The 15,266-nt window shown below is 40.7% G+C and carries 7 protein-coding genes and 1 pseudogene; 1 reads left to right on the top strand and 7 read right to left on the bottom strand.

Annotated features, from left to right (window positions below; translation table 11 throughout):
* Positions 1–24 precede the first annotated feature (24 nt).
* From DW059_RS06315 to nifJ, 3 genes and pseudogenes are all read right to left on the bottom strand, one after another.
* Positions 25–5,055 carry an LPXTG cell wall anchor domain-containing protein gene (locus DW059_RS06315; protein ID WP_117698208.1) on the bottom strand — a complete coding sequence of 1,677 codons (5,031 nt, stop codon included), beginning with the start codon at positions 5,053–5,055 and terminating at the stop codon, positions 25–27.
* A gap of 14 nt (positions 5,056–5,069) precedes the next feature.
* Positions 5,070–5,744, bottom strand: a complete 675-nt coding sequence (gene lepB / locus DW059_RS06320) for a signal peptidase I (RefSeq protein WP_242986145.1) — start codon at positions 5,742–5,744, stop codon at positions 5,070–5,072.
* A 284-nt stretch (positions 5,745–6,028) separates the two neighbouring features.
* A pseudogene (nifJ, locus tag DW059_RS06325) lies at positions 6,029–9,573 on the bottom strand (pyruvate:ferredoxin (flavodoxin) oxidoreductase).
* A gap of 228 nt (positions 9,574–9,801) precedes the next feature.
* Between nifJ and DW059_RS06330 the strand changes: the two are divergent.
* Positions 9,802–11,442 (top strand): ABC-F family ATP-binding cassette domain-containing protein, encoded by a 1,641-nt coding sequence (locus DW059_RS06330; RefSeq protein ID WP_022242433.1) that lies wholly within the window; start codon positions 9,802–9,804, stop codon positions 11,440–11,442.
* 164 nt (positions 11,443–11,606) lie between these two features.
* On the opposite strand, the gene DW059_RS06335 is transcribed toward DW059_RS06330, so the two are convergent.
* The 4 genes from DW059_RS06335 to hisH form a co-directional block, all read right to left on the bottom strand.
* Complete coding sequence (locus DW059_RS06335; RefSeq protein WP_117698209.1) at positions 11,607–12,377, bottom strand: flagellar filament capping protein FliD; 771 nt, start codon at positions 12,375–12,377, stop codon at positions 11,607–11,609.
* Between the two features lie 821 nt (positions 12,378–13,198).
* Positions 13,199–13,876 carry a uracil-DNA glycosylase gene (locus DW059_RS06340; protein ID WP_022242431.1) on the bottom strand — a complete coding sequence of 226 codons (678 nt, stop codon included), beginning with the start codon at positions 13,874–13,876 and terminating at the stop codon, positions 13,199–13,201.
* 4 nt (positions 13,877–13,880) lie between these two features.
* Positions 13,881–14,642, bottom strand: a complete 762-nt coding sequence (gene hisF, locus DW059_RS06345) for an imidazole glycerol phosphate synthase subunit HisF (protein WP_022242430.1) — start codon at positions 14,640–14,642, stop codon at positions 13,881–13,883.
* On the bottom strand, positions 14,642–15,262 hold the full coding sequence (gene hisH, locus DW059_RS06350; protein WP_117698210.1) for an imidazole glycerol phosphate synthase subunit HisH: 621 nt from the start codon (positions 15,260–15,262) through the stop codon (positions 14,642–14,644). Before hisH ends, hisF begins: the two co-directional genes overlap by 1 nt.
* Between the last annotated feature and the right edge of the window lie 4 nt (positions 15,263–15,266).

A 15,266-nucleotide genomic window follows, 5' to 3' on the forward strand; every position in this document is an offset into this window, starting at 1 on the left:
AACGGATTTCCTCAAAAGGGGGCTTTATATGCCTGCCCCCCTTTCTCTTTTCCGTCTCATCCGGTATCCATACAACAGGGATGACATAAGCATAATTGCTGCACCACCTATAGTATAAACAGTAGTACCTGTTCCTCCTGTTGCCGGAAGTTCATAACCGTATTCCTGATTCTTAACCTGAATCGAAATACTATCAAGATTATCATAATAGGTAAAGGTATATTTATTTTCTTTGCTTAATTCTGTACCCTTCTGACCTATTCCAACTAACTCATAACCATTTACCAGTTTTTCTTTTACCGTGTAGACCTGACCATCTTCCAACGCCTTATTGCCATTCTGGTCTGTAATGGTCTTCAATGCAACCGATCCACCCTGGCATACGGTAAATTCTGTAATATAATCAGCTTCATCCGTTGAGTCACCTTTATATAATACAAAAGTAAAGGTTTTCATCTGATCATATGGAAGTTCATTTCCATATGCATCCAGAACGTCTTTCTCAATTACCGGTTTCTTATAAATCTTTACTCCGACCTTCGGAGGCTCTGCCCGCAGTGTTTTTTCATTTCCGTTTACTTCTGCCGTATACTGGTATGCGAAGCTGTTCCATGCAGTCTCACCCGGGTTTGCATTCTCTCCTACTACTCCATTATATTTCATGGTAAGAATACAGCCCTTCTTTAATGCAAAGGTATCTGCCATCTTTATACGGAAGGACACATCATCTGACTGCCAGAAGGAATGCCACTGTTCTGTTGAAGTACCCGACATATCAGCTTCAGTAAAGCTTACCAGATTTGAAAATTCCACAAAATAATCCACGCCTTCTTCCATCTGCCGTTTTGTGCCGCTCTCCTCAGTTACCCAGAGTTCCAGTCCTTCAGCATATGCAACAGAGAATTCACTTCCTCGTTTTTCTTTCTGGTTCAGTACTCCGGTATCATTTATATGTGGCATACTGTCTACAATAACCATCTGTGTAAAGGAGTTATTGCTGACATTTTCAATATTGTTGGTGTAAATCACATCTTTTCCATCTTCATCCAGATAAATGTAATTCTTTCCTTCCAGTCCAAGATAGCCGCTTCCCCGGTTATCTGAATTACCGGTTTCCTCTACCGTTTTCCATGAGAATGAACCGTAATCACCCAATGCATAAACACAATCAGAAGCTTTTACTCCAATATATTTTCCACTGTCATCCGTCACCAGTTCTCCCATTTTTACACTGTTATCATCAAACGGATCATCCGGCAGGAGATATGCAGTATTTTCATAAATCTTGTTCTCATATACTGTATTTCTGGTATATACCGTAAACTCCGCTTTTCCACCTGCAGGGATCTGATATTTTTTTCCCTCCAGATACAGTAAAAACTCGTGGGTCGCATTATCCGGTATCAGCTTCCATACTTCTTCAGACAAATCATACTTATGAAGTACATTATCATCCTCATCATAAATGGTCAGTACAAAAGCATTTTTGTCAAGTCCCAGGTGAAGGGTTTTATTGGTTGCCTCTTCTTTCGACAATATATGGAACGGAGACTGAACAGAATCTTTAATTGTATAATCGCAGATCGGAATGGTTCCATCGTTGCGTAACTCCAACAGCCACTTTGTCGTTACATTCGGCTGTATATTGTCCTTCTCTTCCAATTCAACAGCATTTTCCACATTTTTACCAGATGGTATATAGGACACTGCTTTCTTGGTAATTCCCGGAACAATTACATCCTTCGGTGTTATCATTACAGATGACGAAATAACATGCTTTTCTCCTACAATTCCTTTATCTTCCGATGTGCCGTTATTCTGTCTGGAATCATCCCTGGTTCCTCTCATTGTAATGTCATTCGGATTCTCACGATATTCCACATCCTTATCTACCAGTAAATCCACGGTATTGGTAATTGGAACATCTAATTCCACGTCTTTACTTACCTTGCACATCACAAAGAATGAAAGATTCTTTCCTGCCGGCAAATCATAACCTTTGCCATCGTCTCCAATCGTAAAGGTAACCATATGATTTTCCTTATCATCATTGGTCATTGCAATGGTAACATCCCTTACCAGACTTCTGCCATCGATATTGGTTACCTGTGCCATGTTCCAGTCGTTTGACTTAATCGGTTCACTATAGCTCTTTTCAATCCGAACCGGAAGCGTATATCCCAGGCCCGGACGTATTCCAATATATTCCAGACCATCCGCCATATGATCTTCCAATGTATCAATATGAACGGGATCTTCTCCTGTATTTGTTACTGTAATATTGTAAATCACATAATTTCCGAGATAATTTCCTTCATTTACACTCTTAGAGAATATGGACTTATCTTTTAACTGGCTGGTCTTCCACTGATGGAACTGATCCAGAATTGCCCACACACTCTTCTGCACATCTACCGCCTGATCCAGCTCCTTTTTTCCTTCCGGTTTCCCTTTTACCGTTACTGTATCCTTCATTCCATTTACGGTTGCACTATTGGTATAAGTAAAGGTTCCCGTCTGTTCATTCTCTTTATCATCCATATAAATGTAAGCATTGAATTCTTTTTCAATTACCTCACCCGGTAACATGGTGCCAATCTTCCAGATTAAACGGATTCCTTTATGTGCACTGATATTCATTCCATTGCTCTTGCCAATCCAGTATCTCCTTATCTGCACGTATTCACCATTTATTTTTGTATAATAAGTTCCCCAGTCAGATGTATTTTCTACATACTCTTTCCAGCTGACACCAACCTCTACCAGTTCCTCATCATTTTTAGGATATCTGGAATTTAACGTTCCTGCCTGCTTTGCCTTATAAATCTTGTATTCATCCGAAGGAAAGACATGATATGGCATATCATCTGTCAATGACAGTCCGCCTTTCTTATATGCGGCATCTCCATCAGCATTTGTAATCGTTATGCTGTATTTAAATAATTCCTCTGCTTTAAAGGTTTCTCCACCTTCCCCGCCATTAACCTTCTTATCTACTGTAATCGGATTTTCAGTCTCAATTACAATTTCAGAATTCTCACCGGTTGAAGTACTCTTTACATAATTCTTAAAATGATAATCAGAAGCCTCCGGCAGTTCATTAACATCAACCTTACATACATACTTAATGGTTACCTTCTCCTTTGCATTCAGCCTGCCAAGAGAAAATGTCAATATTTTATCATTTATCTTTAAGCCAACATTGCGGCATCCACCGGTCGCATTGGTTGACTCTGCCACAAAATCCGTCTCGCCCTCCGGAACCTGTGCTCCATTCTTATCTATAACATACTGGAAAATAAGTCCTTTTGGCAGAGTATCTTCTAACGTCTGCTCAATGGTTTTATAATCTTCCATATTTTCAATCGTTATCGTATAAGTAACTAAATCACCATTTTTTACATGTAACCCGTCACCTGGTTCTTCCACTTTCTTTACAATATTGAGCTCCGGTTTTTTATAAACAACCGTTATTGTTGAACTCTTATCTTTATAAGAAGCTTTATTATGAATGGAAGTATTATTTTTATACTTTGCCATTTCTTCCTGGCTTTTTACATTAGCTGCAAAAGTAAATGAGACCTTTTCACCGGCTTTTAATGTACCAGGTGTAAAACTTATTGTTCTGGCTGCTTCGTCATACTCTGCTCCTTTATCACGGATTGCCTGTATCTGCTCCGATGTCAATGTCAGATGCTCCGGCAATTTATCTGTCACCTTATAAACGCTTCCATCTGAAGCTTCTCCTTTAATCGGATTGTTTCCTGTATTTTCTAGCGTAATCGTATAATTAATGGTATCTCCGGCAATTACTTCTTTCTTATCCGCCGTCTTAACAATCCTAAAGTCCTCTTTTATTTCCGGTCTTGACTTTACATCTGCAGACAATTTTGTGTGTTCATATTCTTTATAGGGAACAGATTCAAAATCAACATGATTTGTAATTACATCTTCTTTAACTTTTTCTGCGGCTGTTGTAATGTAATTATCTGTTAATACTAATTTTGATACATTCAGACTTGCGCTTACATTCAGATGCTCCTGTTCTCTTGTTGGCACACCATCTGTCATATGCTGGTTCGGCACACTAATCTTATATATAACTGTTTTTCCATCCAATGTCAGACTTGTAACGGTTCCTCCCTGAAGATCAGTAAACTGGAAAATCACATTTCCATTGCTATCCACAATGGAAGCTCCATCTTCACTGACCCTGGTTTCTTCCGGAAAACTGATTCCATCCGGTAATGTCAATACATCACTCAGCTCTACATGATCTGTCCAGATTGCTCCTGTATCACCAACTCCGCATGGATTCATACTATTTGCAGTGATTCTATAATCTAATGTTCCTTCCAGCTTATTGGTCTTTCCATTCACCGGAATAATTTCCTTGCTGACAGTTTTTTTCAAATCCTGCCAGAGATTCGTTCCATGCCAGATTAATTCTGCCGGTTCAGAAATCACATCATTGTCTTTCTGATCCGGAATCTCCGGTGTCAATGTGACCTTGGAATCTTTTTCCATAATTCCATTTAAAGAATTAAACTGCAAGTCGAAGGAAACAGTTGAACCTGCAGGTGGCTCAAACTCTATGTAAGTCACATCATCTTCTTCTACCAGTTTTACTTCCAGTGTTTCTTCTGTTGTTTCACTGACCGCTTTATAAGTAACCTGCATAACATCACTTTCTTCAAAACCGGTCAATGTAACTCCTTCCGGCAAATCACTAATCCGGATACGAACCGGTACCAGCTCTGTATCTGTCGGATTTGAGTTGGTTGCACTGACAGTTGCATATAAAGTCTGTCCATTTTTCCCATCATCCGGACTCTTCTGTGAAACACTCAAGTTAATACGCTCACTAATCGTGCCTCCGGCTGATATCTGCTCTGTTTCCTTATTTCCTGTTGCTGCAAGTCCCGGAAGAATCAGTCCCCAGACTACACCCACCGCCACAAGAACGCAGCATATCCCCAGTAAAACTTTTGTTCTTCTGCGGATTTTTCTCTTTTCTTCTGCTTTCTTTACATGTTTTCTTACATTTTCCTGCATATCCCTATCTCTCCCTATTTAAGGAATCCCATTTTACTCAATGGCCAGAATCGAAAAGCCACCTTTCCAATTATCTGATCTTCTGCCACACACCCAATGGCTGAACTCCGGCTGTCAACCGATACCGAACGATGGTCTCCCATCACAAAATATTTGCCTTCCGGCACCTGATAAGGAAAATTAATATCACATTCCCCTAAATCTTTCTTTATTGCATATGGTTCATCTAATTTTTCACCATTTACATATACATTGCCGTCTTCGTCTATATCTATGCAATCACCTGCAGTTCCTATGACCCTTTTTACAAGAATCTTACTCTGATAGTAAAAGCCGACGATATCTCCCTGTTTGATTTTTGTGGTTTTCTTTATTACTACCAGTTCACCATTCTCTAATGCCGGTTCCATGCTCTTGCCCGAAACCTGCAATACCGGTACTAATCTTGTTGCAATCAATACTGAAATTGCTGCCACCACAAGCAGTATTCCGAGTGCACTGAAAAGATGCTGCTTCTTCTCTCTGTGAGCCTGTTCCGCCCGTATACTTTGAAGTGCCACATCTAATTCTATTTTCTTGTCCTTATTCCCGTCATTTTCTTCTGTAGTTTCCTGCAAATCCTTCTGGAGTCCCTCTATAATTTCAATCAACTCCCAGCGTTTCAGCTTGCGGAAATCCTTATCTGCCACAAACTGCACCCCCTGTTATTCTTTTGCTGCCCTTATTATGACCTTCCCCTGTCTTTTCATGCATGTGATTTTTCTTTTGTGTTGAATGCAAGTATATATTTTTTTTGTATAGAATTATGTCATATTCTGGCATATAGATTTGATTTTTTCTAACGAAATAATCAGACTAATTTAATTTGATATCGTTCTTATAAAGTAAAAAAAGAGACGTAACTTACACTTCTGTAAATTACGTCTCTTTTATTTTACTTAATCGTCAGATTCTTCTGTCTAATCAGCTAATCTTATTTGTAAAGTTCAACTAATCTTAACAGATGTTCATAACGAGCCTTTGCAGCTTCCTCAGATGCTTTGAACAGTTTTTCTGCTCTGTCTGGGAAGGAACGTGTTAATCTGCTGTAACGTGTCTCGTTATTTAAGAAATCCTGGTAAGATCCATCACCTGGCTTAGAAGTCAATGTGAATGGGTTCTTTCCTTCTGCTTTCAATGCCGGGTTGTATGAGAATAAGTTCCAGTAACCTGCTGCTACTGCTTTCTTCATCTCATCCTGGCAGTGGTTCATTCCACCCTTAACACCGTGTAACTCACATGGAGCATATCCGATGATAAGTGAAGGTCCGTTGTATGCTTCTGCTTCAGCAATTACCTTAACAGCATTTGCCATATTTGCACCAAGAGCGATCTGTGCTACATATACATAGCCGTAGCTCATAGCGATTTCTGCAAGACTCTTCTTGCCAACTTCTTTACCAGAAGCAGCGAACTGACAAACCTCACCGATGTTAGAAGCTTTAGAAGCCTGTCCACCTGTATTAGAGTACATCTCTGTATCGAATACCATTACGTTTACGTTCTCACCGGAAGCAAGTACATGGTCTAATCCGCCGAAGCCGATATCGTAAGCCCATCCATCACCACCGAAGATCCATACGGACTTCTTAGCAAGGTAATTCTTCTTATCTAATGCATCCTTAGCATCCGGGCATCCTGCTGCTGCAGCTTTCTCTAACTCAGCAACTAATGCTTCTGTTGCAGGTGTATTAGCTTTTGTATCATTCTTAGTCTCTTCGAACTTGTCAAATGCAGCCTTTAATTCTGCGCTTGCTTTATCAGACTCAGCACATTTCTTAGCGCTTGCAATTGCCTGCTCACGAAGAACTTTCTGTCCGATTTCCATACCAAAACCATGCTCAGCGTTATCCTCGAATAAGGAGTTTGCCCAAGCCGGACCTTTCTTGGAATCTTTGTTTACTGTATATGGTGATGTTGCTGCAGGACCGCCCCAGATAGAAGAACATCCTGTTGCATTGGAAATATACATATGCTCACCAAATAACTGAGTAATCAAACGAGCGTAAGATGTCTCTGCACAACCTGCACAAGAGCCTGAGAACTCAAGCAATGGCTGATTGAACTGGGACCTTTAACGGTATTGTCTGCCGGCATACCAGGTTTCTTTCCAACGTTTGCTACTAAGTAATCGAATACTGGCTGCTGATCTGCCTGTGATTCCTGAGGAACCATTTCGATTGCGCCTACTGGACATACAGTAATACACTCACCACATCCCATACAGTCTAATGGAGATACGCTCATTGTATATTTGTACTCGCCAGCCTTTGGCTTTGTATCAGCAAGTTTTGTCTGCTCTGGAGCAGCTTTTACTTCTGCTTCGTCTAACATGAATGGACGAATGGTTGCATGTGAACATACGAATGCACACTGGTTACACTGAATACATTTCTCAGCATCCCATGTAGGAACGGTTACGGCTGTACCACGTTTCTCATATGCTGCTGCGCCATGTTCGAACTGTCCATCCGGATTCTTTGCAAATGCAGATACTGGAAGGCTGTCTCCGTCCATCTTGGAGATTGGCTCCATTAAGTCTCTTACCATCTTAACAGTCTCAGGACGTCCGGTTAATTCCTTCGGAGCTGGATCTGCTTCTGGGTTAGACCAGGATGCTGGAACTTCAACCTTATGTACTGCGTCTACACCAGCGTCGATAGCTTTGTAGTTCATTTCTACGACAGCATCACCCTTCTTACCGTAGGATTTCTTAGCTGCTGCTTTCATGAATTCTACTGCATCGTCGATAGGCATAACGTTTGCAAGTTTGAAGAATGCAGACTGTAAAATTGTGTTGGTACGTTTACCCATACCAATTTCAATTGCTTTGTCAATTGCATTGATTGTATATAACTGAATGTTGTTATCAGCAATGTATTTCTTTGCTTCAGCATTCAGATGATGAGCTAACTCTTCGTCGGACCACTGGCAGTTAATCATGAATACTCCGCCTGGTTTAACATCCTGGGCCATCTTGAATCCTTTGGTTACATAAGATGGGTTGTGGCATGCTACGAAGTCAGCCTGGTTGATGTAATATGGGCTCTTGATTGGCTTGTCACCGAATCTTAAGTGGGAAATTGTTACACCACCGGTCTTCTTAGAGTCATACTGGAAGTATGCCTGGATGTATTTATCTGTGTGGTCACCGATAATCTTAGTAGAGTTCTTGTTCGCACCTACAGTACCGTCTCCACCAAGACCCCAGAACTTACACTCTACAGTTCCTTCTGCAGATGTGATAGGTGCTGGCTTAACCTCTGGTAAGCTTAAGTTTGTAACGTCATCTACGATACCTACTGTAAATCTGCTCTTTGGAGCATCTTTTTCCAGTTCTTTGTAGATAGCGAATACAGATGAAGGAGGAGTATCCTTAGATCCTAATCCGTAACGGCCGCCGCATAATACAACGTCGTTTAATCCTGCTTCACGTAATGTTGTAGCTACGTCTAAGTATAATGGGTCTCCTAATGCTCCTGGCTCTTTTGTTCTGTCAAGAACAGCAACTTTCTTTGCAGTCTTTGGAAGAACTTTTAATAAGGAAGCAGATACCCAAGGACGATACAGACGAACTTTGATTAATCCGACTTTCTCTCCTGCTGCTGTTAAGTAGTCGATTACTTCTTCTGCTACGTCACAGATAGATCCCATTGCTACGATAACACGGTCTGCATCTGCTGCTCCATAGTAGTTGAATAAGTCATAATCTGTACCAAGTTTTTCATTGATTTTGCCCATGTATTTCTCAACGATAGCCGGTAACTCATTGTAAGCTGTATTACAAGCTTCACGATGCTGGAAGAAAACGTCTCCATTTTCATGAGAACCACGCATAGCTGGATGTTCTGGGTTTAATGCATGCTCACGGAATGCTTTTACAGCGTCCATGTTGCACATTTCTTTCAAATCTGCGTAATCCCATTTCTCGATTTTCTGAATCTCATGAGATGTACGGAATCCATCGAAGAAGTTGATGAATGGAACTTTTCCTTCAATTGTTGCAAGATGAGCAACTGGGCTTAAGTCCATAACTTCCTGTGGGTTTGTCTCACATAACATAGCGAAACCTGTCTGACGACAAGCATATACGTCACTGTGATCACCGAAAATATTTAAGGACTGGGTTGCAACGGTACGTGCTGATACATCAAATACACATGGAAGCTGCTCTCCAGCGATTTTGTACATATTAGGGATCATTAATAAAAGACCCTGGGATGCGGTAAATGTAGTGGTTAAAGCACCTGCTGCAAGAGAACCATGTACGGCACCTGCTGCTCCTGCCTCTGATTCCATTTCTACGACTTTAACCTGATTTCCAAAGATATTCTCCTGACCTGCTGCGGACCACTGGTCTACGGAGTCAGCCATTGGACTGGACGGGGTAATAGGATAAATAGCTGCAACGTCTGTGTATGCATAAGCTACATGAGCTGCTGCTGTATTACCGTCCATTGATTGTTTTGCTCTGGACATTATTTATTCCTCCTTATTTAAATAAAAAACTTATGTCTTATCGACCTAAATCACATTTTAGCATTTTATTTGTCGATTATCAAGATTATGGACTGTACGAAATGAAGAACAATCACGAATTTCTTCTATAAGAAGTTTTAGTTGCTTTTCCACTGTTTTTCTAGTATGATACGAATTGGTGCATAAGCATGAAAGCACCGTAAATTCAAAGAGTCAGGAGATTTGATTATGATAAGTGCAAACAATGTAACTTTACGAATCGGGAAGAAAGCCTTGTTTGAAGATGTAAATATTAAATTCACGGAAGGCAACTGCTACGGTCTAATTGGTGCCAATGGTGCCGGTAAATCTACTTTCTTAAAGATTTTATCCGGACAATTAGACTCCACCAGCGGCGATGTGGTTATTACACCGGGACAACGTCTTTCCTTCCTGCAGCAGGATCACTTCAAATATGATGAGTACTCCGTTTTAGATACGGTTATCATGGGAAATAAACGTCTCTATGATATCATGAAGGAGAAGGATGCTATCTATGCAAAAGAGGATTTTTCCGATGAAGATGGTATCCGTGCCAGTGAACTGGAAGGCGAATTTGCTGAAATGGACGGCTGGAATGCAGAATCCGATGCTGCCATGTTATTAAATGGTCTTGGCATCCCGACAGAAGACCACTACACCACTATGCGTGACCTTCCGGGTGCTACCAAGGTTAAGGTGCTCTTAGCCCAGGCATTATTCGGTAATCCGGACATTCTGCTCTTAGACGAGCCGACCAACCACTTAGACTTAGATGCCATTGCATGGCTGGAAGAATTCTTAATCAACTTTAACAACACTGTAATCGTCGTATCCCACGACCGTTACTTCTTAAATAAGGTATGTACTCATATTGCCGATATCGATTATGGCAAGATTCAGTTATATGCCGGTAACTACGATTTCTGGTATGAGTCCAGCCAGCTTCTTGTTAAGCAGATGAAAGAAGCCAATAAAAAGAAGGAAGAAAAGATTAAAGAGTTACAGGAGTTCATTTCCCGTTTCTCTGCGAATGCTTCCAAATCCAAACAGGCAACTTCCAGAAAACGTGCCCTTGAAAAAATCGAGCTGGATGAAATCAAACCTTCCAGCCGTAAATATCCTTACATTGATTTCCGCCCACAGCGTGAAATCGGTAATGAGGTTCTTACCGTAGAGGGGCTAAGCAAAACTATCGATGGCGTAAAAGTATTAGACAATGTATCCTTTATCTTAGGACATGATGATAAAGTAGCTTTTGTCGGAAGCAACGAGCTTGCCAAGACTACCCTCTTTAAGATTCTTGCCGGTGAAATGGAGCCGGATGAAGGAACTTACAAATGGGGTGTTACGACTTCCCAGTCCTATTTTCCGAAGGACAATACCGAAATCTTTGATACTGACCTTGTTATCACAGACTGGCTGACCCAGTATTCCGAGATCAAAGATGCTACTTATGTACGTGGTTTCTTAGGAAGAATGCTTTTCGCCGGTGAAGACGGCATGAAGAAAATGAGAGTCCTTTCCGGAGGAGAAAAAGTGCGTGTACTGCTCTCCCGTATGATGATTCAGGCTTCCAATGTCTTAATCTTAGATGAGCCTACCGACCACTTAGACATGGAGTCCATTACCGCATTAAACAACGGTCTGATTAAATTCCCGGGTGTTGTACTCTTCGCTTCCCGTGACCACCAGTTCACACAGACCACTGCCAACCGCATTATGGAGCTTCTTCCAAATGGCGGACTCATTGATAAGATTACCACTTACGATGAATACTTAGAAAGTGATGAAATGGCAAGAAAACGTCAGGTTTACTCCATGAGTGAAGAAGACGAGAATGATAACTAAAAATAGCTTTTAAGATAGAAAGCAGGTGTTCCAATCGGAACACCTGCTTTTTTGCTTTACCGAAAATTGCTTTCCTGTAACACACATTTCTTGTTATTTGCATATATTATTTATACCTGACATTTACACCGTCATTATGCGAATCATAATTATTAACCGGTCACTTAGGTTGTCGTATTATAAATCTCTCCGGTATTATAATTGTAGGTATATGTACCTGTATTACCATATGTATTGCCCTTGGATGCTTCCCGTTCTGCATAATAATCTGCCAAAGATGCTTTTGCAGATACCTGATATCCATAGGAACCATTTCCATTGAACAAAGATTTTACCAAAGACATATCTGCCTTCTTAAAGGTATCCTCATCAATACTGAGTTTGTTATCTGCACCAACGGTAATTCCAACCTTAGAAAGTAACTTTTCATTGGAATCCGTAGTCCGAACCATGGAAGAAACTGCATTGAGAATTCCATTGGTATTGGAATCTTCTGATTTCTTCAGCAGGTTATTGTAGCTGTCTACGAAAGCACTTACTTTCTTATAAATTGCGTCTTTATCATAATCTGTTGTGGTATTACCCTTTGCATCGGTTGTTGTTACTTTGTTAAATACAGACTTCTTGGTCTTATCCAGTAAAGCATCGGATGCACCCTTCAACTCTTCCGCAGCATCTTCAATTTTTGCTAATGTCTTAGTATCATCCTTTGCAGTAGACGTTGAAGTCTTCTTGTTTGTCTCTACAATCTTGCTGGCAGAATCATTTCCACCATAATATGCCTTCATCAGTTTAAAATAGGAACCGGTACGAATTGCAGAATAGTCAGCAATATTAATTCCTAACAAACCGCTGTTTGAAGTTCTGCTTCCATTTGATAATCCGGAAAACAATGTGTTAATTGAATTCGAATCATAATTTGAAATGCCTATCATATAATCACTCCTTTGATATCTGATGTGTAACATCCTTGTCCCACGTCTGCCTATTGTTAATGCTATTATAGCATTTTAGGCACAGGATTGCAACATTGTGTAAAATTCACAACTTTTTATGTGATTTTTTTCATCTATTGTAACTTTTCACAAAGTTTTTATGGTTTGTTCATAGTTTTGTCATATTTATAGCATACTATAGAACCATCAAAAGAAACTCATGTTTTTAGATATATTTTTTCATAATAGCCTCGGCATCCGAAAGATGTCGGGGCACTCCTCATTTTAGGAATAATTTTTTATGTTGGCTGGATACCATGTTGGCAATTCGAAGAATAACAGGATTTCATGGGGTTCTATGTTGATTCGACATGAAATACCTGCAGTTCTTAGCACATATTTTTCTTGATTACAAAATGTCTTTCCGTTGCTTTGACTGACTATCCGCACTGTCCGCCAAAGACGGATGTTACACAAGATTTATAAGGGGCACTAAGAATTTCGAAACATATTGTGTTTTGCCCGGCAACCGGTGCAAATTCACATCCATGTTCAGATTGCACCTCGCCGGCACATCCTGTGCCGGCGTTGCCGGTTGCAATACGAAATTCTAAGTGCCCCTAATAAATTGTGTCATACATCCGTCCTTTTGACGAACCGTGCGGATAGTTTGTCAAACATTGGAAAGACACTTTATATTGTAAAAAGAAAAATATGTAATTTAGAACTGCGGTATTTTATGCCTGACATAGAAACCTGTTAAATCCTGCAATGCTTTGTTATTCAACATTATTGGTATCAAGTCAACATTAAAATCCATCCTACAAATTTTCAATCTGCCAGTCTATCGGTGCTACTCCATGCTCTTCTAAAAATGCATTCGCCTGTGAGAAATGTTTGCATCCGAAGAAACCACGGTATGCCGAAAGCGGGCTTGGATGAGGTGCTTTTAATATCAGATGCTTCGGATTGGTAAGCATCGGAATTTTGCTCTGTGCCGGTCTGCCCCACAGCATATAGACAACTGGTCGATCCTGGGCATTGACCGCCTGGATAATGGCATCCGTAAAATGCTCCCATCCTTTGCCCTGATGGGAATTCGCCTGATGTGCACGGACGGTCAGAACCGTGTTCAATAATAATACACCCTGCTTTGCCCATTTTTCCAGATAACCATTGTCAGGGATATAGCAGCCAAGGTCATCCTGTAGTTCTTTATAGATGTTCTGTAAAGATGGTGGAATCTCTTTCTGATCCGGCAGTACGGAAAAACTAAGACCATGTGCCTGATGTTCATTATGGTATGGATCCTGTCCCAAAATCAGCACCTTTACTTCTGAAAGCGGTGTTAAGTGCAAGGCATTAAAGATATCATCTGCCGGTGGATATACCACATGGGTGCTGTATTCTTTTTTTACAAAATCATATAAATCTCTGTAATATGGCTTTTTAAACTCGGCAGATACACTGTCCAGCCAGTCATTGGTAATCATTGCCATAGTTTTATCTCCTTACTGATACCCCGCGACCTGCAAGATAATTCTTAAGGTCCATAATTTCAAGTTCTTTATAATGGAATAATGATGCTGCCAGTGCTGCATCTGCTTTACCTTCTGTCAAAGCTTCATAGAAATGCTCTTTCGTTCCGGCTCCACCGGAAGCAATGACCGGGATAGATACATTTTCTGCAATCTGTCTGGTCAGTTCCAAATCGTAACCGGCTTTCGTGCCATCACAGTCCATACTGGTCAAAAGAATTTCTCCGGCTCCAAGCTTCTCGACTTTCATTGCCCATTCTACCGCATCAATACCTACATCAATTCTTCCGCCATTTTTATAAATGTTCCAGCCGCTGCCATCTTCTCTTCTTCTCGCATCAATGGCAACAACCACACACTGGCTTCCGAATTTGTCTGCCGCATCACTGATTAACTGTGGTGTATTAATTGCAGAAGAATTAATGGAAATCTTGTCTGCGCCTTCCCTAAGCAGCACTTTAAAATCTTCTACACAGCGGATTCCTCCGCCTACGGTAAATGGAATAAATACATTTTCCGCTACACGTCTTACCATATCTACTACTGTATTACGGTTATCCGAAGATGCTGTAATATCCAGAAATACCACTTCATCTGCTCCGGCTTTATCATAGGCTGCCGCAATTTCCACCGGGTCACCGGCATCTCTTAAATTCACAAAGTTCACACCTTTTACAACTCTTCCATCATTGACATCCAGACATGGAATAATTCTCTTGGTAAACATTATTTCACACCTCCCTGTAATGACGCAAAGTTCTTAAGTATCTTCAGTCCAACGGAGCTGCTCTTCTCCGGATGGAACTGGCAGGCAAAGATGTTGTCCTGCTCCACAGATGCATGAATAGTGACTCCATATTCTGTAGTTGCTTTTACAATTTCTTCATACTTTGCCTGTAAATAATAAGAATGCACGAAATATACATAGGCATCCATCGGCACATCCTGAAATAGTCTTCCATTATTCTGTAAATGCAGGGAATTCCAACCGATATGCGGAATTTTCAGTCCATAGGTATCCGGAATCCGTACAATCTTTCCCTCTAAAAGTCCAAGTCCTTCTACTCCTTCTGACTCTTCGCTTCCTTCAAACATCAGCTGAAGTCCGAGGCAGATTCCAAGGAATGGCACTTTTCTTTCGCATACTTCATGGATGACCTTGTCCAGTTCATAGCGTTTCAGATTATCCATTGCCACACCAAAAGAACCAACGCCCGGTAAAATCACCTTATCTGCCTGTTCAATGGTATGAAAATCTCTTGTAATTACGCTTTCCTCGCCCAGATATGCTAATGCTTTTTCCACACTCTTTAAGTTTCCTGCATCATAGTCAATAATTGCTATCATAATG

This window comes from Roseburia sp. AF42-8 (assembly GCF_003435965.1).
Lineage (GTDB): Bacteria > Bacillota > Clostridia > Lachnospirales > Lachnospiraceae > Roseburia_C > Roseburia_C amylophila.

Coding starts and splice junctions, on each gene's coding strand:
- DW059_RS06330 (WP_022242433.1), top strand. CDS start 9,802: ATGATAAGTGCAAACAATGTAACTTTACGAATCGGGAAGAAAGCCTTG.
- hisF (WP_022242430.1), bottom strand. CDS start 14,642: ATGTTTACCAAGAGAATTATTCCATGTCTGGATGTCAATGATGGAAGA.
- DW059_RS06335 (WP_117698209.1), bottom strand. CDS start 12,377: ATGATAGGCATTTCAAATTATGATTCGAATTCAATTAACACATTGTTT.
- DW059_RS06315 (WP_117698208.1), bottom strand. CDS start 5,055: ATGCAGGAAAATGTAAGAAAACATGTAAAGAAAGCAGAAGAAAAGAGA.
- hisH (WP_117698210.1), bottom strand. CDS start 15,262: ATGATAGCAATTATTGACTATGATGCAGGAAACTTAAAGAGTGTGGAA.
- DW059_RS06340 (WP_022242431.1), bottom strand. CDS start 13,876: ATGGCAATGATTACCAATGACTGGCTGGACAGTGTATCTGCCGAGTTT.